The sequence below is a fragment of the Roseomonas populi genome (assembly GCF_024594815.1).
GTDB classification, from domain to species: Bacteria; Pseudomonadota; Alphaproteobacteria; order Acetobacterales; family Acetobacteraceae; genus Roseomonas; species Roseomonas populi.
Map to the genome: position 1 here is coordinate 348,394 of NZ_JANJOU010000001.1, position 25,423 is coordinate 373,816.

At 70.3% G+C, this 25,423-nt stretch carries 12 protein-coding genes; 3 read left to right on the plus strand and 9 right to left on the minus strand.

All coding sequences use genetic code 11. The features are described from left to right. Nucleotides 1-315: 315 nt before the first annotated feature. Nucleotides 316-12,306, plus strand: a complete 11,991-nt coding sequence (locus NRP21_RS01800; RefSeq protein WP_257714448.1) for an SdrD B-like domain-containing protein — start codon at nt 316-318, stop codon at nt 12,304-12,306. A gap of 83 nt (nt 12,307-12,389) precedes the next feature. On the opposite strand, the gene NRP21_RS01805 is transcribed toward NRP21_RS01800, so the two are convergent. Next, on the minus strand, nt 12,390-12,707 hold the full coding sequence (locus NRP21_RS01805) for a hypothetical protein (protein ID WP_257714449.1): 318 nt from the start codon (nt 12,705-12,707) through the stop codon (nt 12,390-12,392). Nucleotides 12,708-12,809: 102 nt separating this feature from the next. Between NRP21_RS01805 and NRP21_RS01810 the strand changes: the two genes are divergently transcribed. Beyond that, nucleotides 12,810-13,862, plus strand: coding sequence for an exopolysaccharide biosynthesis polyprenyl glycosylphosphotransferase (locus tag NRP21_RS01810; RefSeq protein WP_257714450.1), 1,053 nt, complete (start codon nt 12,810-12,812; stop codon nt 13,860-13,862). A 51-nt stretch (nt 13,863-13,913) separates the two neighbouring features. On the opposite strand, the gene NRP21_RS01815 is transcribed toward NRP21_RS01810, so the two are convergent. The 6 genes from NRP21_RS01815 to NRP21_RS01840 form a co-directional block, all read right to left on the minus strand. Further along, on the minus strand, nt 13,914-15,539 hold the full coding sequence (locus tag NRP21_RS01815) for a hydantoinase B/oxoprolinase family protein (protein ID WP_257714451.1): 1,626 nt from the start codon (nt 15,537-15,539) through the stop codon (nt 13,914-13,916). Then, nucleotides 15,539-17,578, minus strand: a complete 2,040-nt coding sequence (locus NRP21_RS01820; protein WP_257714452.1) for a hydantoinase/oxoprolinase family protein — start codon at nt 17,576-17,578, stop codon at nt 15,539-15,541. Before NRP21_RS01820 ends, NRP21_RS01815 begins: the two co-directional genes overlap by 1 nt. Nucleotides 17,579-17,661: 83 nt before the next feature. Further along, nucleotides 17,662-19,026, minus strand: a complete 1,365-nt coding sequence (locus tag NRP21_RS01825; protein ID WP_257714453.1) for a TRAP transporter large permease — start codon at nt 19,024-19,026, stop codon at nt 17,662-17,664. Then, on the minus strand, nt 19,023-19,649 hold the full coding sequence (locus NRP21_RS01830) for a TRAP transporter small permease subunit (protein WP_257714454.1): 627 nt from the start codon (nt 19,647-19,649) through the stop codon (nt 19,023-19,025). The genes NRP21_RS01825 and NRP21_RS01830 overlap by 4 nt, the downstream gene beginning before the upstream one ends. Next, entirely contained in the window at nt 19,646-20,734 is a 1,089-nt protein-coding gene (locus NRP21_RS01835; RefSeq protein ID WP_257714455.1) for a TRAP transporter substrate-binding protein, read from the minus strand. The genes NRP21_RS01830 and NRP21_RS01835 overlap by 4 nt, the downstream gene beginning before the upstream one ends. Nucleotides 20,735-20,879: 145 nt before the next feature. Continuing rightward, a complete protein-coding gene (locus tag NRP21_RS01840; RefSeq protein WP_257714456.1) occupies nt 20,880-21,773 on the minus strand; it encodes a LysR family transcriptional regulator in 894 nt (297 codons plus the stop codon). A gap of 302 nt (nt 21,774-22,075) precedes the next feature. Here NRP21_RS01840 and NRP21_RS01845 point away from each other — a divergent pair, with 302 nt between their 5' ends. Further along, nucleotides 22,076-22,666 carry a PEP-CTERM sorting domain-containing protein gene (locus NRP21_RS01845; RefSeq protein WP_257714457.1) on the plus strand — a complete coding sequence of 197 codons (591 nt, stop codon included), beginning with the start codon at nt 22,076-22,078 and terminating at the stop codon, nt 22,664-22,666. Nucleotides 22,667-23,145: 479 nt separating this feature from the next. Here the strand turns inward: NRP21_RS01845 and NRP21_RS01850 are convergent, their stop codons facing one another. Both NRP21_RS01850 and NRP21_RS01855 read right to left on the minus strand, forming a co-directional pair. Next, nucleotides 23,146-24,135 (minus strand): Bug family tripartite tricarboxylate transporter substrate binding protein, encoded by a 990-nt coding sequence (locus tag NRP21_RS01850; RefSeq protein WP_257714458.1) that lies wholly within the window; start codon nt 24,133-24,135, stop codon nt 23,146-23,148. A 64-nt stretch (nt 24,136-24,199) separates the two neighbouring features. Continuing rightward, nucleotides 24,200-25,420: a CaiB/BaiF CoA transferase family protein gene (locus NRP21_RS01855; protein WP_257714459.1), complete on the minus strand. Its 1,221-nt coding sequence runs from the start codon at nt 25,418-25,420 to the stop codon at nt 24,200-24,202. Nucleotides 25,421-25,423: the final 3 nt, after the last annotated feature.

Here is a 25,423-nt window from a genome sequence, read left to right on the forward strand (position 1 = left end):
GAATTACGTTAAACAACCCCAGGTTGATAAACCTAAGGTTAACCATCCGTTCGGGCGACCCATCTGCCATGAAGCACCCGGAATTCCACCGGACTACATCAGTAGGTTGGCCGCCCGGGGTGGCATACCGCCCGGTATTCCCCGCCAGGGCCCGCGCACACACCCCCTGCCGCACAAGCCTGTCCTAAGCCGGGCTGACCGAGGCGCGAACGCCGCTTCGGCCCCCTGCTCCGCCTGATCCAACGCCGGGCCGTCCTGCCCCGCCCGGCGCGAGCCCAGAAGCACGCCCCCGAAAACCGGACCCACGAGGAAACCATGGCCGTCACCGTTGACACTGCCCTCGGCGATACTCCGCGGAACAGCAACGTCACACTGCTGAATCTCGGCACCTCGACAATCACGGGGGAGGTGACAGACAACACGCTGCGGTTCGGGTCCAGCAACACCATCACCTTCGCCGGCAACTCTGGTGTGTACCACGGCAGCACGAGCGGCGTGGCGGCAACACCCTACGGCGAGGCAGGGAACTACTTCGCTTCGGAGCCGGTAACCCTCGGTGCGGGTGTCACCATCAATTTCGCCACCGCGCAGCGCTATTTCGGCATTGAGTGGGGTTCCGCGGACGCGAGCAACACAATCAACTTCTACAACGGCAACACCCTGATCTACAGCATCAGCGGCTCAGACGTGCTGTCGGGAGCGAACGGGTCCCAGGGGGCGGACGGCACCGTCTACGTCAACCTCAACTTCGCGTCGCCCACGCTGGCCTACACCCGGGTGACGCTGGTCGCGGCCACGCCCGCCTTCGAGTTCACCGACGTCGCCTACTCCGCCTCGACCGTGTCCGTCGCGGCGGGGCAAACGGGGACGCCGACGGTGGTCACGGCCACTGATACTGGGACGGGCCGGATCGTCGGCTTCGACACTGTGCCCGCGAGCCTCTCCGGAACCGTTTTCCTCGACCAGGGCGCCGATGGCACCCGGGACACTGGCGACGCGGGCGTCTCCGGCGTTACCGTCCGGCTGTTCAACTCCAGCGGCACCCTCGTCAGCACGGACGTGACGGATGCGAACGGCCGCTACGACTTTAACAACGTGCCGGCCGGCACCTACAGCGTGCGGGTGACCGCGCCCAGCGGCAACAGCTTCTCCCCCATCACCACCGGCTCTTCCGGCAGCGCGGTCAATACCAGCGGCACCGCTTCCATCACCCTGGCGGCCGGCAGCAGCGGCTCCGTCAATGCCGGCGTGTTCGCGCCTGCCTCGATCAGCGGCTTCGCCTTCACCGACAGCAACGGCAACGGGACCCGAGATCCGCTTGAGCCGATCGTCGCGGGGCAGACGGTGCAGCTGGTGAACAGCGCCGGCACGGTGGTGGCCACCACCACCACTTCCATCCTCGGCGCCTATTCCTTCACGGGCCTCACCCCTGGCAGTTACCAGGTGCAGTTCGTGGCGCCGAACGGCACCATCTTCACCGGCCAGGACCGTGGCACCAACGACGCGGTGGACAGCGACGTCGGCGCGAACGGCCGCACCGCCCCCATCACTCTCACCTCGGGCAGCAGCGTGGTGAACGTGGCGGCCGGAACCCTGGTGCCCGTCACCGTTTCCGGCTCGGTCTTCACGGACAGCAACGGCAACGGCATCCGCAGCACGGGTGAGGCCGGCGTTTCAGGCGCGACCGTGCAGCTGGTGGACACCTCGGGCGCGGTGGTGGCGACCACCACCACCACCGCCACCGGCGCCTATTCCTTCGCCAACATCGCGCCCGGCACCTATCAGGTGCAGTTCGTGGCCCCGAACGGCACGGTGTTCACCCTGCAGAACCAGGGCCTGGACGTCACGGCGGACAGCGACGCGGGATCGAACGGCCGCACCGCCGCCTTCACCCTCGCCTCGGGCGGTAGCGCCACGAATCTCGGGGCCGGCGTGTACACCCCCGTCAGCGTCTCCGGCACCGCCTTCGTGGACGCGAACGCGGACGGCATCCAGGGCACGGGGGAGGCCGGGATTGCCGGCCAGACCGTGACGCTGCTGAACTCCCTCGGCCTGCCCGTTGCGACCACGACCACCGGCGCGAACGGCGCTTACTCCTTCACGGGCCTGCCGCCCGGCACCTACCAGGTGCAGTTCCCCGTGCTCACCGGTTCCGTGTTCAGCCCGCAGGACCAGGGCGGCAACGACGCCGTGGACAGCGACGTGAACGCCCTGGGCCGCACCGGCACCTTCACCCTCGCCTCCGGCGGCAGCGCCACCAACCTCTCGGCCGGTTCCTACGTGCCAGCCACGGTCAGCGGTGTCGGCTTCGTGGACGTGAACGGGGACGGCGTGCAGGGCACGGGCGAGCTGGGCATCGTCGGGCAGACCGTGCAGCTGCTGAACAGCGCGGGCAACGTGGTGGCCACCACCATCACCGGCGTGGGCGGCGCCTACTCCTTCCTCGGGGTCACCCCCGGCACCTACCAGGTGCAGTTCCTGCTTCCCAGCGGCGCCGTGTTCACGGGCCAGGACCAGGGCACGAACGATGCGGTGGACAGCGATGTTGGCGCGACTGGCCGCACCGCACCCATCAGCCTGACCTCCGGCAGCAACGTGGCCAATGTCTCGGCCGGCTCCTTCGTGCCGGGCACCGTCGCCGGCAACGTGTTCAACGACCTGAACGGCAACGGCATCCGCAATCCGCTCGCGCCCCCGGTGGCGGGCGCGACGGTGCAGCTGGTGAACAGTGCCGGCGCGGTGGTGGCGACCACCACCACCGCCTCCACGGGCGTCTACTCCTTCACCAACGTCGCCCCTGGCACCTACCAGGTGCAGTTCGTGGCACCGAGCGGCACGGTGTTCACGCTCCAGAACCAGGGCCTGGATCTCGCGCTGGACAGCGACGCCAACCCCACGACGGGGCGGACGGCGCCCTTCACCATCGTCTCGGGCGGTAGCGCCCTCACCCAGTCCGCGGGCGTCTTCACGCCCGTCTCGGTCTCCGGCAACTTCTTCACCGACGTGAATGGCGACGGCGTGCAGGGTACGGGCGAGACCGGCATCGCCGGGCAATCCGTCCAGCTGCTGAACGCGCTCGGGACGGTGGTCGCGACCACCACCACGGGCGCCAACGGCGCCTACGCCTTCACCGGCGTGGCCCCGGGCACCTACCAGGTGCAGTTCACGGCCCCCAACGGCGCCGTGTTCACCGCCCAGAACCAGGGCAGCAACACCGCGGTGGACAGCGATGTCAACGCGGGGGGCCGCACGGGCCTGTTCACCCTCACCTCCGGCGGCAGCGTCACGAACCTGTCCGCCGGCGCCTATGTGCCGGCCACGATCAGCGGCGTGGGCTTCCTCGACAACAACGGCGACGGCATCCAGGGCGTCGGCGAAACCGGGGTGGCCGGCCAGGTCGTGGCGCTGCTGAACTCGGCCGGGGTGGTGGTTGCCACCACCACCACGGGCAGCAACGGTGCCTATTCCTTCACCAACGTCGCGCCCGGCACCTACCAGGTGCAGTTCACGGCGCCGCTCGGCAGCGCCTTCACGGCCCAGGACCAGGGCACGAACGACGCGACGGACAGCGACGTGAACGCCCTCACCGGGCGCACGGCGAACATCTCCGTCGCCTCCGGCCAGACCGTGGCCAACGTCTCCGCCGGCACCTATGTCCCGGTTTCCATCGGCGGCACGATCTTCAACGACGCGGATGCCAGCGGCGTCCGCGACGTGCTCGAGCTGGGCGTGGTCGGCGCCACCGTGCGCCTGCTGGACGCCAACGGCACGGTGGTGGCGACCACCGTCTCGGGCGTGGGCGGCGCCTATGCCTTCTCGGGCCTGGCCCCGGGCCAGTACCAGGTGCAGTTCGTGGCGCCTAACGGCACGGTCTTCACCGCGCAGGACCAGGGCACGAACGAGAACCTCGACAGCGACGCCAACCCGAGCACCGGGACCACCGCCCTCGTTACCCTCATCTCCGGGCGGACGCTCGTGAATGTCGGGGCCGGCGTCTACGCGCCCGCCGCGACCGGCACGGGCAACATCTTCTTCGTGGACGCCAACGGCAACGGCGTGCGGGACGCGGGCGAGGCCGGGGTGGCCAATGCCAGGGTCAGCCTGCTGAACAGCGCGGGCACGGTGGTGGCGACCAGCACCACGGACGCGAACGGCACCTATTCCTTCACCGGCGTTGCACCGGGCACCTACCGGGTGCAGTTCACCGCGCCGAACGGCACCGTGTTCACCGCCCAGAACCAGGGCCTGGACGTCACGGTGGACAGCGACGTCAACCCCACCACCGGCATCACCTCCGGCATCGTCGTGCCGCAGGGGAGCACGATCTCCAACATCGGCGCGGGCATCTTCACGCCGGTGAGCGTCAGCGGACGGGTTTTCACCGATACGAACGGCAACGGGATCCAGAACGGGGGCGAGCCCGGGGTAGTCGGCCAGACGGTCCAGCTGCTGAACGCGGCGGGTGCGGTGGTGGCCACCACCACCACCGGCACGGACGGCAACTACAGCTTCAACGGGCTGGCGCCAGGCCAGTACCGGGTGCAGTTCTCCGCCCCGGCCGGCAGCGTCTTCACGGCCCAGGACCAGGGCAGCAACGCCGCCGTGGACAGCGACGCGGACCCGGCGACGGGGCGGACGGCGCTGCTCACCCTCGCTTCCGGCCAGTCGGCGCCGAATATCGCGGCGGGCACCTTCGTTCCCGTCAGCATCAGCGGCACGGCCTTCACCGACGCGAACGGGGATGGCGTGCAGGGCAGCGGCGAGGCCGGGGTTGTCGGCCGGACCGTGCAGTTGCTGAACGCCGCCGGCACGGTGGTGGCCACCACCACCACCGGCGCGGGCGGTGCTTACTCCTTCACCGGGCTGGCGCCCGGGCAGTACCAGGTGCAGTTCGCCGCGCCCGCCGGCACTGCCTTCACGGCGCAGGACCAGGGCGGCAACGACGCCGCCGACAGCGATGTTGACCCCACCACGGGCCGCACGGCGCTGATCACCCTCACCTCCGGCCAGGCGGCGACCAACGTGTCCGCCGGCAGCTTCACCCCCGTCAGCATCGCCGGCACCGTCTTCGTGGACAGCAACGGCGATGGCGTCCAGGGGACGGGCGAGACGGGGCTGGCCGGGCAGACCGTGCAGCTCATCAACGGCGCGGGGGCGGTGGTTGCCACCACCACCACCGGCAGCAATGGCGCCTACTCCTTCGCCGGCGTCGCGCCCGGCACCTACCAGGTCGGCTTCGTCACGCCGGCGGGCACGGTGTTCACGGCCCAGGACCAGGGCAGCAACGACGCGGTGGACAGCGACGTGAACCCCGGCACGGGGCGCACGGCGAACATCACGGTCGCCTCCGGCGGCAGTGCCGCGAACGTCTCGGCGGGTCTTTTCACGCCGACCACGGTCAGCGGCAACGCCTTCGTCGATGCGAACGGCAACGGCATCCAGAACAGCGACGAGGCCGGGGCGGCCGGCCTCACGGTGCAGCTGGTGAACACGGCCGGGACGGTGGTGGCGACCACCACCACCGGCAGCAACGGGGCCTACTCCTTCGCTGGCGTCGCGCCCGGCACCTACCAGGTGCAGTTCGTGGCGCCCAACGGTACGGTGTTCACGGCCCAGGACCAGGGCGGCAACGACGCCGTGGACAGCGACGCCAATGCCACCGGCCGGACGGGCTCCATCACCGTCGGGTCCGGTCAGACGGCCGCCAACGTCTCCGCGGGCTTCTTCACGCCGGTCTCCTTCGCCGGCACCGTCTTCACGGACACGAACGGCGACGGCATCCAGGGCACGGGCGAGTCGGGCACCGCCGGCCAGACCGTGCAGCTGCTGAACAGCGCGGGCGGCGTGGTCGCCACCACGACCACCGGCGCGGGCGGCGCCTACTCCTTCACGGGGATCGCGCCCGGCACCTACCAGGTGCAGTTCGTCGCGGCCAGCGGCACCGTGTTCACGGCGCAGGACCAGGGCGGCAACGACGCCGTGGACAGCGACGCCGCGGCGAACGGCCGCACCGCGGCCATCACCCTGGCCTCCGGCGGCAGCGCGGCCAATGTCTCGGCCGGCACCTTCACCCCTGTCACCGTTTCCGGCTCCGTCTTCGTCGACGCCAATGGCGACGGCATCCGGAACGCCAGCGAGACGTCGGTGGCGGGGGTTGCGGTGCAGCTGCTGAACAGCGCCGGCACGATCGTGGCGACCACCACCACCTCCTCCAGCGGCGCCTATTCCTTCACGGGCGTGGCGCCGGGGACGTACCAGGTGCAGTTCGTCGGGCCCGCCGGCACCGCCTTCACCACCCGCAACGCCGGCACCGACGACACGGTGAACAGCGACGCCAGCGGCAATGGCCGGACGCCCCTGTTCAGCCTCACCTCCGGCGACAGTATCACGAACCTCTCGGCCGGCATTTTCACGCCGACCACGGTCAGCGGCACCGCCTTCATCGACGCGAACGGCAACGGCATCCGCAACACCGGCGAGGTCGGGGCAGCCGGGGTCACAGTGCAGCTGCTGAGCGCCGACGGCAGTGTGGCGGCGACCACCACCACCTCCGAGACCGGCGCCTACTCCTTCACGGGCGTGGTTCCCGGGACCTACCAGGTGCAGTTCGTCGGACCGAACGGCACGGTGTTCACCGCACAGGACCAGGGCAGCAACGACGCGATCGACAGCGACGTCAACGCCTCGGGGCGTACGGCGAACATCGCCGTCAGCTCCGGCCAGGCGGTCGCGAACGTCTCGGCCGGCTTCTTCTCCCCGACTTCCGTCTCCGGCACTTTCTTCACGGACACGAACGGAGACGGAATCCAGGGCACGGGCGAGACGGGCACCGCCGGCCAGACCGTGCGGCTGCTGGACGGCTCGGGCGCCGTGGTGGCGACCACCACCACGGGCGCGGGCGGCGCCTACTCCTTCAACAACGTCGTTCCCGGCACCTACCAGGTGCAGTTCGTCGCCGCCAACGGCACGGTCTTCACGGCCCAGGATCAGGGCAGCAACGACGCCGTGGACAGCGATGTCGGCAGCACCGGGCGGAGCAATGCCTTCACCCTGGCGACGGGCGAGAGCGCGGCCAACGTTTCGGCCGGTACCTTCACTCCCGTCACCATCTCCGGCTCCGTCTTCACGGACGCCAATGGCAACGGCATCCGGAGCGCTGGCGAGGCGGGCGTGACGGGCCAGACCGTGCAGCTTCTGGACGGCAACGGGGCGGTGGTGGCCACCACCACCACGGGTGCGGACGGTGCCTACTCCTTCACGGGCGTGACCCCCGGCACCTACCAGGTCCAGTTCATCGGGCCCAACGGCACCGTCTTCACCGCCGCGGACCAGGGCGGTGACGACACGGTGGACAGCGACGCTGGGCTGAACGGCCGCAGCGCGCCCATCACCCTGAACTCCGGCGGCAACGTCAGCAACGTCTCCGCCGGCGTCTTCACCCCTGTCACCGTGGCCGGCACCTTCTTCACGGACCGGAACGGGGACGGCGTGCAGGGCACGGGCGAGGCGGGCGTGGTCGGGCAGACCGTGCAGCTGCTGAACAGCGCCGGCGCGGTGGTGGCCACCACCACCACCGGCACAGGCGGCGCCTACTCCTTCAACGGCGTGGCGCCGGGCACCTACCAGGTCCAGTTCACCGCGCCGAACGGCGCCGTGTTCACGGCCCGGGATGCCGGCAGCAACGATGCCGCGGACAGCGACGTGAATGCGGCCGGGCGCACCGACGCCTTCACCCTCGCTTCCGGGGGCAGCATCTCCAACCTCTCCGCGGGCGCCTTCATCCCCGCGGCGATCAATGGGGCAGGCGACCTCGTCTTCTCCGACAACAACCGCAACGGCATCCGCGACGCGGGCGAGGACGGGCTGGCCGGGATCACCGTCAACCTGCTGAACCCGGACGGCAGCGTGGCGGCGACCACCACCACGACGGCCACCGGCAACTACTCCTTCGCCGGGATCACCCCAGGCCAGTACCAGCTGCAGTTCGTGGCGCCGAATGGTGCCACGTTCAGCCCGCGCAACATCGGGCCGGACGACACGATCGACAGCGATGTCACGCCTTCCACCGGCAGCGCTCCCCTCACCTTCGTTTCGGGCCAGACGCTGGACAACTTCGCGGCGGGCCTCTTCGTGCCGGGCAGCTTCAGCGGCTCGGGCGACGTCGTCTTCGCGGACAACAACCGCAACGGCATCCGCGACGCCGGCGAGGGTGGGCTGGCCGGGATCACCGTCCGCCTGCTGAACCCGGACGGGACGGTTGCCGCCACGACCACGACGGCGGGTAACGGCGCCTACAGCTTCGCCGGCGTCGCGCCCGGCCAGTACCAGGTGGAGTTCTTGGCGCCAGCCGGTGCCACGTTCGGCCCGACGGATGCCGGCACCAACGACGCGATCGACAGCGATGCCAACCAGGGCACGGGCCGCACCGGGCTGATCACGGTGGGCCCGGGCGGGACGGTGAACAACGTCGCCGCCGGCATCTTTGTCCCCGCCACCATCAGCGGCTCGGGTGACTTCGTCTTCGCGGACAACAACCGCAACGGCATCCGGGATGCAGGCGAGACGGGGCTGGCGGGCATCACCGTCAACCTCCTGAACGCGGATGGCAGCGTGGCGGCGACCACCACCACGACCGGTACCGGCAACTACTCCTTCACCGGCATCACCCCAGGCCAGTACCAGCTGCAGTTCGTGGCGCCGAACGGTGCCACGTTCAGCCCGCGCAACATCGGGCCCGACGACACGATCGACAGCGATGTCAGCCCGAGCAACGGCAGCTCCCCACTTTTCACGCTCGGCGCGGGCCAGACCATCGACAACTTCGCGGCGGGCCTCTTCGTGCCGGCCTCGATCAGCGGCGTGGGCGACGTGATCTTCGCGGACAACAACCGCAACGGCATCCGCGACGCCGGCGAGACGGGGCTGGCGGGCATCACCGTCAACCTCCTGAACGCGGACGGCACCCTGGCCACCACGACCACGACGGGGGCCGACGGGACCTACGGCTTCGCGGGCGTCGCGCCGGGCCAGTACCAGGTGCAGGTGGTGGCGCCCACGGGCGCCACCTTCAGCCCGCGCAATGTCGGGTCGGACGACAGCGTCAACAGCGATGTCGCGCCGGCCACCGGCATCTCCCCTGTCGTCACGCTCAGGCCGGGGCAGACGCTGGATAACCTCGGCGCGGGACTTTTCGTGCCGGGCAGCTTCAGCGGCTCGGGTAACATCGTCTTCGCGGACACCAACCTCAACGGCATCCGCGATGCCGGCGAGGGTGGGCTGGCGGGCATCACCGTCCGCCTGCTGAACCCGGACGGGACGGTTGCCGCCACCACCACCACGAACGGGAGTGGCAACTACAGCTTCGCGGGTGTCGCGCCCGGCCAGTATCAGGTGGAGTTCGTTGCGCCCACCGGAGGAACCTTCGGGCCGACGGACGTTGGCACCAACGACGCGATCGACAGCGATGCCAATCCGGGAACGGGCCGCACCGGGCTGATCACGGTGGGCCCGGGCGGGACGGTGAACGACGTCGCGGCCGGCATCTTCGCGCCCGCGTCGATCAGCGGTTCGGGCGACTTCGTCTTCGCGGACAACAACCGCAACGGCATCCGCGACGCGGGCGAGACGGGGCTGGCAGGCGTTACCGTCAACCTCCTGAACCCGGACGGGACCGTGGCGGCGACCACCACGACCACGAGCGCGGGGGCGTACTCCTTCACGGGTCTGAACCCCGGCCAGTATCAGCTGCAGTTCGCGGCGCCGAACGGTGCCACGTTCAGCCCGCGCAACATCGGGCCCGACGACACCATCGACAGCGATGTCGCGCCGTCCACCGGCACCTCTGGGCTCATCACGCTCAAGGCGGGGCAGGTCTTCGACAACTTCGCGGCGGGCCTCTTCGTGCCGGCCTCGATCAGCGGCGTGGGCGACGCGATCTTCGCGGACAACAACCGCAACGGCATCCGCGACGCAGGCGAGACGGGGCTGGCCGGGATCACCGTCCGGCTGCTGAACACGGACGGCACCGTGGCCACCACCACCACCACGGGGGCCGACGGGACCTACAGCTTCGCGGGCGTCGCACCGGGCCAGTACCAGGTGCAGGTCGTGGCGCCCACGGGTGCCACCTTCAGCCCGCGCAATGTCGGGTCGGACGACAGCGTCAACAGCGATGTCGCGCCGGCCACCGGCATCTCCCCCGTCATCACGCTTCGCCCGGGGCAGACGCTGGATAACCTCGGCGCGGGACTTTTCGTGCCGGGCAGCTTCAGCGGCTCGGGCGATGCGGTCTTCGCCGACAACAACAACAATGGCATCCGCGACGCGGGTGAAGGTGGGCTGGCCGGGATCACCGTCCGCCTGCTGAACCCGGACGGGACAATCGCCGCCACGACCACTACGAACGGGAGTGGCAACTACAGCTTCGCGGGTGTTGCGCCCGGCCAGTACCAGGTGGAGTTCGTGGCGCCGACCGGCGGGACCTTCAGCCCGACGGACGCCGGCACCAACGACGCCATCGACAGCGATGCCAACCCGGGCACGGGCCGCACCGGGCTAGTGACGGTGAGCCCGGGCGGGACGGTGAACAATGTCGCGGCCGGTGTCTTCATCCCGGCCTCGATCCAGGGCTCGGGCGACTTCGCCTTCGCGGACAACAACCGCAACGGCATCCGCGACCTGGGCGAGGACGGGCTTGCGGGCATCACCGTCAACCTGCTGAACCCGGACGGCACCCTGGCCGCCACCACCACCACGGGGGCGGACGGGACCTACAGCTTCGGCAGCATCGGTGCGGGCCGCTACCAGCTGCAGTTCGTGGCGCCCACGGGTTACGCCTTCAGCCCGCGCAACATCGGGCCGGACGACAGCATCGACAGCGACGTCAGCCCGAGCAACGGCAGCTCCCCCGTCTTCACGCTCGGCGCGGGGCAGACCCTGGATGACTTCGCGGCCGGGCTCTACCAGGTCACCACGCAGGTGGGCGGCAACGTCTATGTGGATGCCAACGGGAACGGCGTGCACGACGCCGGCGAGGCAGGCCTCGCCGGGGTGGAGGTCCGGCTGCTGGACGCGAATGGCGGGGTCCTCGGGCCGGTCACGACGACGGATGAGGGCGGGAACTACTACTTCACCGGCCTCGCCGCGGGCAGCTACCGCGTGCAGTTCGCGCCGCTGATCGGGACGGCCTTTACCCTGCAGGACCAGGGCGGGTCCGAGTTCCTGGACAGCGACGCGTCCCCGGCCGATGGCGTGTCCAGCCTGGTGGTCACGCCCGGGTCGAACGCTTCCGACCTGCGGAGCACGGCGGGGCTCGTCCTGGCTCTGGACCCGCTGACCGGCCTCGTGCCGGTCACCAACCTGACCGACGGTCCGGACGGCTTCCCCGGTACGGACGCCTCCGACCACATCTCCGGCGGGGCGGGCAACGACGCGATCAACGGCCTGGGCAGCAACGACGCCCTCTACGGCGGGGATGGCGATGACCAGATCAACGGGCATCTGGGCAACGACTTCCAGGACGGCGGCAACGGCAACGACAACGTCCAGGGCCAGCAGGGCGACGACACCCTCCTCGGCGGTGCCGGCGACGACATCGGCGAGGGCGGCGACGGCAACGACCTGCTGGAGGCCGGCGCCGGCAACGACAACATGCAGGGCGAAGGAGGCAACGACACGCTCTACGGCGGCAGCGGAAACGACATCCTGACGGGCAACGAGGGCAACGACATCGTGGTCGGCGGCACCGGCAACGACTCGCTGCAGGGTGCCTCCGGCACCGACATCGTCATCGGCGGCCAGGATGACGGGCGCATGAGCCTGAACGCCGCGGGCCGGGTGACCGGCATCGTCTTCGGTGACGTGATCGAGGGCAATGCCGGGGCGGACGCCTTCGTCTGGCAGGCCGGGGACGGCGTGGACTTCATGCTGGACTTCAACCCGAACGAGGGCGACACACTCACCATCTACGGCTACGACCGGTTCCAGGTGGTGCAGCGCTCGGACCAGGGTCAGATGGTGCTCTACCTGGACGAGAACTCCGGCTTCGTCCTGAACAACGGCGTGTTCCAGGGCTCCACCGCCAACGACGTGCTGCCGGGCATCCGCTTCGTGCCCAACACCGCGGACGCGCCGGGCTCGATCGTGGGCGGGGACGCGGTGGTGCCGGTGCTGGCGCAGAACTGGTTTGCGCGCTTCACCGGCGGCACCGAAGTGCCGGTCTCGCAGGGCTTCGTGGACACGGGCTCACCGCAGACCGCCGTCTCGGTGCAGACCATCACGGACCATCACGGGATCACCTTCACCTGACGGTTCCGCCCGCGTGGCGCATCGGAAGGGGGCGGACGGAAGCGTCCGCCCCCTTCCTCTTTCCGGTTGATCAGATTGGGCGGTCAGGCCCGCGGAGCCGTCTTCTGCAGGATGTCCTCGACGCGGCCGACGAGGTCCCGCCGCATGGGACGGGTGGAGAGGATGTGGTCCGCATCCGGGATCAGCTCCACCCGCATCCCCGGCATCCCGGCCAGGTGCCGCCCGCCCTCGCCGAAATGGGCGTCCATCTCCTCGAGCCCGGAGTCCCGGTCGCTGTAGAGGAAGGTGACACCCGTGCCCCGGGCGGAGAGGGTGCGCAGCCAGCCCGCGACCCGGGCCGGGCCGAGCACCCGCGAGAGGACGGGCGGCAGCACGCGCCCGACGCCGGCGATCCCGCGCACGACGGAGCGCTTCCAGGCCAGCTTGACCGGGGTGGGCAGAAGGGCGCGGAGGAGGTCGATGGGCGCCGCGCGCGCCTTCCAGGCATCGGCCAGCGCGCGCCATTGCAGCTGGTTGACCGCCGCGGCGCTCTGGCGGCGCGCCGGCTGTCCTGGCTGAAGGCAGCGCCGCGGCGGATCGCGCTGATCGGCAACAGCCCCTCGGCGCTGCGGCTGCTGAGGCACCTGCGGGCCTTGCCGGATCGCGGGGACACCGTGGTCGGCTTCTTCGACGACCGGCTGCGGGAGGGACCGCTGGATGGGCTGCTGCCCCGTCTCGGCGACGTGGACGACATCGTGGGCTACATCCACGAGCACGAGCTGGACCTCGTCTACATGGCGCTGCCGTGGTCGGCCGGCGAGCGCATCTCGCAGCTCCTGGGCCGCTTGCGCTACCTGCCCCTGACCGTGCGGCTGATCCCCGATCGGTCGCCACCGGCCCTGCGCATGCACGAGGCGGACGAGATCGACGGCGTGGTGATGCCGACGCTGATGCTGCCGCCCTTCTCGGCGCTCGGCGCGATACTCAAGCGGGGGGTGGACATCATCGTCTCGGCGATGCTGCTGGTGCCGCTCTCCGCTTTCATGCTGGCGGTCGCGCTGGTCATCCGGATCGACAGCCCGGGGCCGGTCTTCTTCCGCCAGGTACGGACCGGGCAGTACGGCCGCCCCTTCGCCATCCTGAAGTTCCGCAGCCTGCACGTCGCGCAGGCGGATAGCGGGGCGGAGAAGCTCGTCACCAGGGGAGACCGCCGTGTCACCGGCGTGGGCCGCTGGTTGCGGAAGTACTCGATCGACGAGCTGCCGCAGCTGCTGAACGTGCTGCTGGGCGACATGTCGCTGGTCGGGCCACGGCCTCACGCATCCCGGGCCAAGGCCGATGGGCGAATCTACGCGGAGGTGATGCCGGACTACATGCTGCGCTACCGCGTGAAGCCGGGCATCACGGGATGGGCCCAGGTGAATGGCTGGCGCGGCAACACCGACACGGAGGAGAAGCTGCGCAAGCGCGTGGAGTTCGACTTCTTCTACATCGAGAACTGGTCCTTCCTCGGGGATATCAGGATCCTCGTGCAGACCTTCGTCTCCGTCGTCGCGCCCCCGCCGGAGAACAACTAGGCGCACGGGGAGAGGAAGGGCCCCTTCCCTCCCCGCGGCAGGTTGCCGGTGTCAGACCTCGACATAGCCGAGCGCGACATCCCGCGCCCGGGCCTCGGGACCACGTGCCGCGGGGTCGCCGTAGCCGCCACCGCCGGATGTCTCCAGCCGCACGATGTCGCCGCGGCGCAGGCGCAGATTGTTCACCTTGGAGCCGTATGCCGTGCGCTCCCCATCCCGGGTGACGAAGAGGCGGCCCTCGCGGCCGGGCTCGCCGCCTTCAAGTCCGTAGGGGCGATGGGTGAAGCGCTCCAGGTTGGCGGTGAAGATGGCCTCCGCGCTGTCGATCCGCCATTCCCGGAAGAGGCCGAGGCCGCCGCGGTGCTTGCCCGCGCCCCCTGAGCCCGGCAGCAGCCCGTAGCCGGTGACCGTAAGGGGCATCTCGCTCTCGATCATCTCGGCGGGGATGTTGAAGTTGTTGTGCATTCCGAAGGTGTAGCCGGAGAGGCCGTCCTGGTCGGCATAGGCGCCGCTGCCGCCCACCTCGATCTCCACCAGCACGCCGCGCTCCCCGTTCTCGTTGATCGTCTGGAAGGAGCAGACGTAGGAGACGCCGTAATAGGCGGCGGGCACGCGGCCGGGGATGGCTTGGTGCAGCGCGCCGAGGATGGTGGTGGCCAGGCGGTGCGTGACGGCGACGCGGTTCGCCACGGGCGCGGGGTGGCGGGCGTTCACGATCAGCCCTTCCGGCGCGATCGTGCGGATGGGGCGGTAGCAACCGGCGTTCGCCGGGATCTCCGTGTCCGCGATCGCCATGATGCAATAGGAGACGGCGGAGGAGGAGGATGCGAGGGTTGCGTTGATCGGCCCGACCGCCTGCTTGCCGCAGCCCGAGAGGTCCACCGTGATCTCGTCGCCCCGCACCTCCACGGCGGCGTGGATGCGGACGGGGTCCGCCGAGATGCCGTCATTGTCGAGGAAGTCCTCGAACTCGTAGCGGCCGTCGGGGATGCGGGCGATCATGGCGCGCATGGCGCGCTCGCTGCCGTCCAGCATCCGGGCGCAGGCCGCCATGAAAGCGTCCGCGCCGGTGCGGGCAGCCAGGCGGCGGATGTTCGCCTCTCCCACGGCGAGGGAGGCGAGCTGGGCCTGAAGGTCGCCCCAGAGCATGTCCGGGCGGCGGACGTTCTGGCGCATCATCGCCAGGATATCCTCGTCCAGCACGCCCGCCTTCACCAGTTTCAGCGGCGGGATGCGGAGGCCTTCCTGGAACACTTCCGTCGCGGCGGCGGCGTAGGAGCCGGCGGCCATGCCGCCCATGTCTAGGTGGTGGCAGAGCGTGCCGACGATGGCCACACGGGCGCCGTCCACGAAGACCGGGCGGAAGGCCAGGATGTCCGGGATGTGCTGGCCGCCGCAGTAGGGGTCGTTGGTGATGACGACGTCACCGTCCTGCCAGCGCTCCGCCGGAAGATGATCGCGCAGGACGGTCAGCAGGCCGGCGCCCATGGAGTTGAGGTGCTGCGGGATCCGCGCGGCCTGGGCGATGTTCTCGCCATTGCCGTCAAAGATGGCGGTGGAATAGTCCAGCAGCTCCCGCACCACGGTGGAGCGGCTGGTGCGCCACACCGTCACGTCCATCTCGGCGGCCGCGGCGGTCAGGGCGTTGCGGAGGATCTCGAGCGCGACGGGGTCCATCAGACGGCCTCCTTCATATCGACTTTCCTGGCGATCAGGGTGCCTTCGGGGCCGGGCGAGAGGTGCCAGCCCTGCGTGACGAGGATGGTGGTGTACTCCTCCTCCACCAGCGCGGGGCCGGCGACAGGGGCCGTGATCCTTTCCCGCTGGTGGACGGGCACGCTGCGCCAGGCGCCGCCGAGCCAGATCTCGCGGGGTTCGGGCACGCGGTCGGCGCCAAGGCCGGCCGCGCGGGTGGCGTGGATCTTCGGCAGCAGGCCGGTCACGGCCATGCGGAGGGCGACGAGCTCCACCGGCGCGCCGGGATTGGAGTAGGAGAAGCGCTGGGCGTGCAGGGCGTGGAAGGCGCCCAGCAGCGCGGCGAGGTCGGGCGCGGCGGGCCAGGGCACCACCAGCTCGAAGGCCTGGCCGTGGTAGCGCAGGTCGGCCGAGACCGCGAAGCGGCGATCCGTATCCGGCACGCCGTCCGCCGCCAGCAAGACCTCGCCCTGTTGCCGCAGCGCGCCGATGGCCTCCTCGATCCAGGGCAGCGCGGCCTCGTCCAGCGGCATGACGCGGGAGCGGGCGAGGTCGTGAACGATGTCGGAGTGCAGGATGCCGAAGGCGGAGAAGGTGCTGGCATCGGCGGGGAAGACCACCTCCGTGATGCCCAGCTCCTCCGCCACGGGCACGGCGTGCAGGCCGCCCGCGCCGCCGAAGGAGAGGAGGGCGAAGTCGCGGGGGTCCAGACCCTTCTCGAAGAGGGAGAGGCGGGCGGCGGCGGCGAGGTTGGTGTCCGTGACCGCCAGCATTCCCTCGGCGGCGCCCTCCATCGCCAGGCCGAGCGGCGCGCCGACCTTCTCCGCGATGGCGCGGCGCGAGCCCTCCTGGTCCAGCTTCATCGCGCCGCCGAGGAAGAAGCGCGGGTCCAGCCGGCCGAGGGCGATGTTGGCGTCCGTTACTGCCGGCTCCGTGCCGCCGCGGCCGTAGCAGACGGGGCCGGGGCGGGAACCCGCGCTGCGCGGGCCGACGCGGAGGCGCCCGGCCTCGTCCACGCTTGCCAGGGAGCCGCCGCCGGAGCCGATGGTGCGGATCTCCACCATGGGCAGGCGCACGGGCAGGTTGTCGATCTCGCCCTGGGTCTTCAGCGTCACCGCGCCGTCCCGCACCACGCAGACGTCGTAGCTGGTGCCGCCCATGTCCACGCCGAGAAGGTTGGGACGGTCCAGGCTTTCGGCCATGCGAAGGGTGGCGAGCGCACCGCCGGAGGGGCCGGAGAGAAGCAGGCGCGCGGGCTGACGCTTCGCCATGTCCGGGCTGCACACGCCGCCATTGGACTGCACGAGGAGAAGGCGGGCGACGAGCCCGGCCTCCGCCATCCGGCGCTCCAGCCGGTCCAGGTAGTTGCCCACCACTGGCATGAGCAGCGCGTTCAGCACGGTGGTGGAGGAGCGCTCGTATTCCCGGATCTCCGGGCTGATCTCGGAGGAGAGGGAGACGGGCAGGCCGGTGGCGCGCAGGGCCTCGGCCACCATCCGCTCATGCGCGGGATTCACATGCGCGTGGAGGAGGCAGACAGCGACGGATTCCGCGCCCAGCGCAGCCAGGCGGGGCAGGATCGCCTCCACCGCGGCACGATCCAGCGCCTTCTCCACGCCGCCATCGGCGCGCAGGCGCTCCGGTAGGCCCAGGCGGCGGTCGCGGGCGATCAGGGGCGGTTCCTGGTGGGGCCGCAGGCCGTAGATGTCGCGGCGGCCGTGGCGGCCGATTTCCAGCACGTCCTCGAAGCCCGCGGTGGTCAGCAGCACGCCCTTCGCCAGCCTGCGCTCCAGCACGGCGTTGGTGGCGATGGTGGTGCCGTGCAGAAGCAGGCGGATGTCGTGCAGGGCGAAGCCGAAGCGCCCAGCCGCCTCCGTGATGCCGGTGAGGAGGCCGATGGAAGGGTCCTCCGGCGTGGTCGGCGTTTTCAGGCTGCGCAGCGCGCCGTTGCGCTCGTCGAGGATCTGCAGGTCGGTGAAGGTGCCACCGATGTCGATGCCGATCCGGATAAAGGGTTCCATGGTGCGGGGGAACTCCGGGCAAGGTTGGGGCGTCGCGCGGCCCAGGGGGCGCGCGGGGCCGGTGGTCGGACGGGGTTGGACGCTCAGCCCATGAAGGTGAGCGGCCAGAGGGCGATGGCGGGCCAGATCAGCAGCAGACCGACCGCGAGGAGGTAGGCGAGGAGGAAGGGCATGACGCCGGCGAAGACATCGGTGATCGGCCCTCCCTTCGGGCGCATGCCCTGGAGGACGTACATCACCGTGCCGTCCGGCGGGCTGATCTGGGCGATCTCCACCAACATCGTCACCACCACGCCGAACCAGATCGGGTCGTAGCCGAGGGCGACGACGATCGGGAACACCACGGGCACGGTGGTGATGATCATGGAGAAGCCCTCCATGAAGGTGCCGAGGGCGAAGTACATGCCGATGATGGCGAGCATGATGGCCCAGGGCGGGACCGGCAGGTGGGAGATCACCTCGGCCAGCGCCTGGGGCACGTTGATGAGCGTGAGGATGTAGTTCAGCAGGTAGGCGCCGAGGATGATGAGGCCGAGGAGTGCCGTGTTGCGCGCCGTGGCCTCCGCCGAGGCGTTGAGCATGGCGAAGGTGAGCTTGCGCTCGATCGCCGCGAAGAAGAGCGAGCCGGCGACGCCGAGAGCCGCCGCCTCTGTCGGCGTGGCGTAGCCGCCATAGATGGAGCCAAGCACCATGATGATGAGGGCGACCGTCGGCACCAGCCCGACGAGGGAGCGGAGCTTGACCGAGAGCGGGATGGGCGGCGGCCGGTCCAGCGGGTTGCGGATCCCGTGCCAGAGGATGACGGCGACGAAGAGGGCCGTGACGAGCACGCTGGGCAGGATGGCCGCGACGTAGAGGGCACCGACCGAGGTCTCGGTGATCAGGCCATAGACGATGAAGGTGATGCCGGGCGGGATGAGGTTGCCCATGGCGCCGCCGGCGGCGAGCGATCCGAGCACCATGCGCTGGCTGTACTTCGTGTCGTTGAAATAGGGCAGCGCGACAGAGCCCATGGTGGCCGCGGTGGCGACCGAGGAGCCGGAGATGGCGGAGAAGAGCGCGCAGGAGGCGATGTTGGTGTGCAGCAGCCCGCCGGGCAGGCGGTTCAGCCAGACGTTCAGGGACTTGTAGAGGCGGTCGGACAGGCCCGCCCGCAGCAGGATCTCCCCCATCAGCAGGAAGAGCGGCACGGCGATCAGCACAAAGTTGCTGGACGGCCCCCAGAAGGTCTGGCCGGCGAAGAGCCAGAAAGGGCGCTCCGAGAAGAGCAGGCCGGTGAGCACCGCAAGGATGCCGAGCACGGCCGCCACGTGCACGCCGGAGCCGAAGAACACGACGAAGACCGCGATGAGGCCGAGGATCTCCGCGATCGGCAGGGACTGGCCCGTGCCGGCGGCGGCGAAGACGAGTGTGCCGAGGAGCGCGAGGAGGAAGACGATGGCGATCATGCCGGGTGCTCCTCCCGCGCCATGGCCACGGCCTCCAGCGCCTCCTGCGTCTCGTCATCGACGGAGCGGGAGCCGAGAAGGGAGTCCACCTCCTCCGGCAGGCCGAAGAGGAGGGCGAGCACGGATTCCAGTAGCAGCACGAGGGTCATCGCTAGGAAGGCGAGCAGGCCGAAGGCCCAGATGCCCTGGGGAATGTCCAGCGGGATGCGCAGGGCGCTGTTGTCATGCGCCTCGAACAGCATGGACTCGTCCAGGATCTGCCAGCCCGCCCAGGCGACGAAGCCGGCGAAGGCGGCGAGCATGGCGAGTGACAGCACGTGCAGCAGCGCGCGGGCGCGCAGCGGCATCCGGTTCACCAGCACGTCCACGCGGATATGGGCGCGGCGGGCCAGGGTATGGGCCAGCGCCCAGGCGATGCCGCAGGCCAGCATGTAGGAGGAGATCTCAACCGTGGCGGCGGAGGAGACACCGAAGAAGCTTCGGCCGACCACGTCGAAGGTGATGAGGGCGGCGCAGGCGATGTAGTTCCAGCCCGCTAGGTAGGCCATCACGGTGGCGACGTAGGACACGCCCCGGGTCAGGCCCCGCGCCGCGGCGAGCGGCGCGGGAACGGCTCCGCTCAACGGCGGTACTCCACGCCGCTGATGGGGGCGACGGCCTGGTTGTAGACCTCGCCGCAGCGCGCCCCGCAGCGGCCCACCCAGTTCGGCAGGATGGTGGAGCGGAAGGTGTTCGTGACGAGTTCCTTGTCCGCCGGCGTGGCGCGCACCAGCGTCATCGGGCGGGGGGATAGCGGGTGCAGCTTGCAGTCGGCGGCCACCCCCGTGGCGCAGGCCAGCCCGTCCTCGGTGGCGATGCGGCCGAGGTCCCAGAGCTTGTCGTTCATCTCGCGGAAGGTGCCTTCCATGAAGGCGCGCACCGCGGGGTCCAGCCGGTTCCACCAGGCCAGGTTCACCATGTAGCCCGCCAGCGACCAGGAGAGCGGCAGGTCGGAGATATGGGAGGAGACCTCCGGCCAGCGCCCGGCGGCGCCGCTTCCCGTGCCGGTCACGGCGCAATCCACCACGCCGCGCTCCAGCGCCGAGTAAACCTCGGGGAAACCGATGGAGACGGGCTGGGCGCCGAGGCTGGTGACGAGGTCGTTCAGCGAGTTGCCGAAGGTGCGGATCTTCCGCCCGCGCAGGTCCGGCAGGGTGGCGAAGGGCTGGCGGCAGAACAGGACCTGGGCAGGGAAAGGATAGATCACCATCAGCCGCACCCCGAACCGCTCCAGGTCGCGGTTGGCGGCGGGCAGGATGGCGTCGGCGATCTTCTTCGCCTGCTCGATGTCCGGCGAGAGGCCGGCGAGGTCGATGCCGTCCAGGATCGGCACGTCGCCCGAGAGGGTGGAGAGGGTACCGGCGCCGATGTCGGCCTGGCCGGAGCGGACGAGGCGCACGATCTCGGCCCCGCCGAGGTTCCGCTCCGCGTGGGAGGAGAGCTGCATGGTCAGGCGGTTGTTCGTGCGCTGCGCCAGCATCTCGCGCAGGTAGGGCACGTCCACCCGCGTGTACTGCGGCATGGTCGGCAGCGGCTGAGTCACGGCCGACATGCGGACGGCCGGGCCTGCGGGCAGGCTTTCCGGCATCTGGGCCGATGCGCCGGAGGCAAGGGAAAACGCCAGGGCCAGGCCGGCGGCCAGGCGGCACGCGAAGCGGTTTGCCATCATCTCTCGCCTCTTCAGGGGCAGGATGCCGTGTGCATGCGCGGCCGGGCCGTCCTTCTCGATGGGCCGTCTTGCCGGCGTCGTAAGTAGGCGGGGTGAGCAGCCCTAAGGGCAAATTACGATTTCTGACGCTTATGCTTCACGCCAGCTAATGATTCGCTGCATAGGAATGCGCCAGTTCGACCGCGATCTTCGCAAGCATCGGGACGAGCGCGACCTCGGGCGCGCGCCGGTAGGTGGCGGTGAAGCGGATGGGCGGCAGGTCCAGCCCGGGATCGACGAGGTGCAGGTCGCCGCGCGCCAGCTCGCCCCGCATTACCGCTTCCGGCAGCATGCAGATGCCCAGCCCGTCCACGGCCATGCGGACGATGGTGGCAATGGAGGCGCTGACGTGGATGCGCGGCACGGACCGCGTGCAGTCGCGCAGGGCCTGCTGGAGCTGGTGGTAGTTGAGCGTGTTCCTGGGGTAGGTCACGAAGGACTGGCGCGCCAGGGTTCCGGCGGTCAGCCGGCCCTGGCCCAGCCCGAGGCGCGGGCTGCAGGCGAAAGCGTGCGGGAAGTCGTTCAGCTCCAGGTCCACGAAGTCGGGCTCGGAGATGGGGCCGACCATGAAGGCGAGGTCCAGCTCGTGCCGCAGCAGGCTTGCCCTCATCCGGACGGTCAGGTCCACCTCGATGTCGAAAGTGACGGAGGGGTGGGCGCGGTTCACCCGCCCGATGAAGTCGGGCAACCAGGTCTGCGCGATGGTCTCCGAGACGCCCAGGCGGACCACCCCGCTGTAGCTTGTGGGCGCGGAGGTGGCCTGCAGGAGCTCCGTCCGCATCTGCAGCAGCCTGTCCGCGTGCTCCAGGACCACCCTGCCCTTCGGCGTGAGGACCGCCGCGCGGTGGGTCCGCTCCAGCAGGCGGCCGCCGAGCTCCTGCTCCAGGGCTGCGATGCGCTGCGAGACGGCGGACTGGGTGGTGTAGAGGCGCTCCGCCGCCCGGGCGAAGCTCCGCAGCGTGGCGACCCAGTAGAACACCTCCAGGCTGCGGAATTCCACCAAGGCGTCAGGCTCCAGCTCTTTCGAGGAAGCAGAGTTCTTACCAGGACTCCGGGGCGGCCGGGATCGAAGCCGCGGTGGGAGACGGACAGGGCCAGGATCGGCGGTGTAGTCGGGGGCGAGATTGCGGGGTCATCGCGCCTCTCGGTTGTCGGAGATCCTTACAGTTTTCAATCTGCGGAATGAATTCCGGAATAACACATTGATCCTTAATGGTAAATTCTGCGGCACGGTTTGTGCGCTAACGGGGGAGGACCAACCCGGTCCGACGTGCCGATAGGCCATCCCTGGGAGACCAACCTGTGCGACATCTTCTTCTCGCCGCCAGCGCCTTGGCGGGCATCTGCGCCGCACCGATCGTGGCCCAAGCGGCTCCAATCGTGGGCCAGATCAGCTTCGGCGGTCCGCTCAGCTTCTCGACGGCCGGCAACACGACGAGCATCGACTTCGGTCCGACGGCGAACGTGACGCAGGGCACCGCCACGGGTTCCTTCTCGCCCGGCTTCAGCCCGGGCTGCTTCGCCTGCGCTGTCTTCAACGACTTCAGCTTCACCGGAACGGGTGCGGTCGCGCCCTTCCAGCTTTATTCCGCCACCCTCGGCGGGCTCACCACCAGCTTCATTCTCAATGCCGTTACCTTCGTTGCGCAGAACAACAACGGCATCGGCGCCTTCCTGAACCTCGAAGCGTCCGGCACCCTGTCGCTGACGGGCTTTGATGCGACCCCGGGTCTCTTCACCTTCTCCACCCAGCCGGGCGCCCAGAACACCACCGTGAGCTTCTCCGCCACCTCCTCCGCCGTGGCGGTGCCGGAGCCTGCCTCGCTGCTGCTCTTCGGTGCCGGGCTCGTCGGCCTGGGCCTGGCCCGTCGCTCCCGGGCGCGGGCTGCCTGAGGCACCAGCACACGGCCTCGCGGCGCACGGCACTCGGACAGCCCCGGGAGAACACCCGGCTTGTTCGGGGCCGTGCGCCGCCCCAGCCCGCTCCCTGCAAGATCGTCCTTCCCCCCGCCCGCCCCCCCCTCCGCGCCCCGCCGCCCAACCCCCGGGGGTGGGGGGGCCCCCCCCCCCCGCCCCAGCCCGCTCCCTGCAAGATCGTCCTTCCTGCCCGGAAGGTGGCTGATCGAGCGCTCCTTCGACTGCTTCGCGTGCGACTATGCGCGATTGCCCGGAACCTCGCAGGCCAGCGCCTCGTCGCGCTCATCGTCCTGCTGCTCCGACGTGCCGCAGGACCGCCGCCAGCTCGCAGCACTCGCTCGGCGACGGCAGGGGCATGGGCATGGGCAGCCCTGCTCCGGATGTTCAGCCCGTCACCTGGGGGAGAACAAGCGGTCGCAGGGATGCGCCGGCTCGAGAGTGAGAGGCTCTCGGCCTCACTCGGGCTTGATGTTCGCGTCGCGGACCAACTTCCCCCAGCGCGCGTACTCGTTGCGGACGAAGGCCGAGAACTGGTCCGGGGTGTCCGCGACGGGAACGGCCCCGAGCGCGTCCAGCTGGGCGCGCAGCTCGGGGAGCCTGACGGCCGCGGCCACGGCCTGCTGCATCTCCTCCGCCCGCTCGGCGGGCAAGCGCGGCGGGCCCCAGATGCCGTACCAGCTGCTGACCTCGAAATCCCTCACCCCGGCCTCGGCGACGGTCGGTAGTTCCGGGAAGGCCTCGACCCGCCTGGCCGTGGTGACGGCAAGCGCGCGGAGCTGCCCCGCCCGCACCGCGGCGGCGGAGGACGGCAGCGAATCGAACATCAGCTGGACGTTGCCGGCCATCAGGTCCTGAATGGCGGGGCTGCTGCCCCGGTAGGGAACGTGGACCATCTCGGTCCCCGTCGTCAGCTTGAACAGTTCGCCGGCGAGATGTGGCGCGGCCCCCGCGGAGGATGAGGCGAAGGAGAGCTCGCCCGGGCGTGCCTTGGCGTAGGCGATCAGCTCCGCGACGCTCCTGACGGGAAGCTTCGGCGTGACGACCAGGATGAGAGGCACCGCCGCGATGTTCGTGACCGGCGTGAAGTCGGCCAGGGCGTCAACCGGCATGGACCGCTGGAAGTGCGGCACGGTGGCGTGGGCGGAGGCATTGACCAGGAAGGTCGTGCCGTCCGGCGCGGAGCGCGCGACATCGACCATCCCGATCACGCCCGAGCCGCCGGGCTTGTTCTCGACGACGATCGTCCTGCCGAGGGTGGAGCCAGCCCCGGCCGCGACCACCCGCGCCAGGATGTCCGTCGGCCCGCCGGGCGGGTAGGGCGTGACGAAGCGGATGGTGCGCCCGCCCCCTTGCGCGCGGGCGCTGCGCACGGCCGCCGCACCGGCCATCGCCATCCCGAGGGCGACGCGGCGGCTGACCGACCGTGTCTCTGCCGCTGATCTCATCGAACGCTCCTCCTGTTCTGTTCGTTGGTGCCACGGGGCGAGCCGGGCGGCACATCCCGGCCCCTTACCCTGGCGCGACGCCGCCTTCGTGCTGATGGGCCGTGCCGCAGGCCATGAGCCGGTCGATCTCCTCGCCGGGAAGGCCGGCTTCGAGGAGGACCGCCCGGGTATCGTAACCGACCGGCGATGCCGCCCGTCCCGCCTCCGCGGGCGCGCCGTCGTGCAGCACGGTCGGCCGCAGGCTGCGCACCCGCCCCTCCGTCGGGTGCTCGACATCGCGGAACAGGCCGACGGCGTTGAGGTGCGGGTCCTCCAGCAGGCTCTCGAGGGAGTGGCACGGCATCGCCGGCACGTCCGCCGCCGCGAACAGTTCCAGCAGCTCCGCCGTGCGGCGCTCCTCCACCAGCCTGCCGCGCTCCGCGTACCAGTGGCGCACGTGGCGGACGCGGCTGGCCACGGAGACGAAGCGGGGGTCGTCGGCCAGGTCCGGCCGCCCGAGCACCGTGAAGAAGGCGCGGACCTGGGCGTCCGTGTTGGCCGTCAGGCTGATCCAGCCGTCGGCGGTCCGCATCGGCCGGTTGTTCGGGTCCAGCAGCCGGACGTCGCCCGGGGCGCCGATGGGCGGGGAGAAGCTCTGCGCGCCGAGATGTTCCGCCAGCACGAAGGCGGCCATGGTCTCGTGCATCGGGACCTCGATGGCGCTGCCCTCCCCTGCCCGCTCCCGCTCGAAGAGGGCGGACATGACGGCGCCGGCGGCGATCTCGCCCACGAGGTGGTCGCAGAGGAGAAGGGGGACGTAGGACGGAGCTCCGTCCCGCCTCTCGAACAGCCCGCCGATACCGGCCGCGCCCTGCACGACGCTGTCATAGGCGGGCTTGCCCTCATAGGGGCCACCGGGGCCGAAGCCGGTGATGGTGCAATAGACCAGCCGGGGTAGCCGGGCGCGGAGCCGCGCCGCGTCCAGCCCGAGCCGCCGCAGCGCCTCCGGCCGCATGTTGGTGACGAGCACGTCGCACCCGGCCGCGATCGCGAGCAGGGCATCGCGCCCCGCTTCCGCCTTCAGGTCCAGGCAGACGGTGCGCTTCTTCCGGTTGAGGTGGAGGTAGCACCCGCCGTGCTGCCCCGTGGGCGAGCGGCCGCCGAGGGAGCGCAGCAGGTCGCCGCCGCGCATCTCCACCTTGATCACCTCGGCGCCGTAATCGGCCAGCCGCTGCGTGCAGGCCGGCCCGACGACGACGGTGGTCAGGTCGAGGACCCTGATGCCGCGCAGGGGGGTATTCGACATGGG

What these genes read in the sequence shown, in the direction of transcription:
- NRP21_RS01800 (WP_257714448.1), top strand. Translation starts at nt 316, where the DNA reads ATGGCCGTCACCGTTGACACTGCCCTCGGCGATACTCCGCGGAACAGC.
- NRP21_RS01815 (WP_257714451.1), bottom strand. Translation starts at nt 15,539, where the DNA reads ATGGACCCCGTCGCGCTCGAGATCCTCCGCAACGCCCTGACCGCCGCG.
- NRP21_RS01820 (WP_257714452.1), bottom strand. Translation starts at nt 17,578, where the DNA reads ATGGAACCCTTTATCCGGATCGGCATCGACATCGGTGGCACCTTCACC.
- NRP21_RS01825 (WP_257714453.1), bottom strand. Translation starts at nt 19,026, where the DNA reads ATGATCGCCATCGTCTTCCTCCTCGCGCTCCTCGGCACACTCGTCTTC.
- NRP21_RS01835 (WP_257714455.1), bottom strand. Translation starts at nt 20,734, where the DNA reads ATGATGGCAAACCGCTTCGCGTGCCGCCTGGCCGCCGGCCTGGCCCTG.
- NRP21_RS01850 (WP_257714458.1), bottom strand. Translation starts at nt 24,135, where the DNA reads ATGAGATCAGCGGCAGAGACACGGTCGGTCAGCCGCCGCGTCGCCCTC.
- NRP21_RS01855 (WP_257714459.1), bottom strand. Translation starts at nt 25,420, where the DNA reads ATGTCGAATACCCCCCTGCGCGGCATCAGGGTCCTCGACCTGACCACC.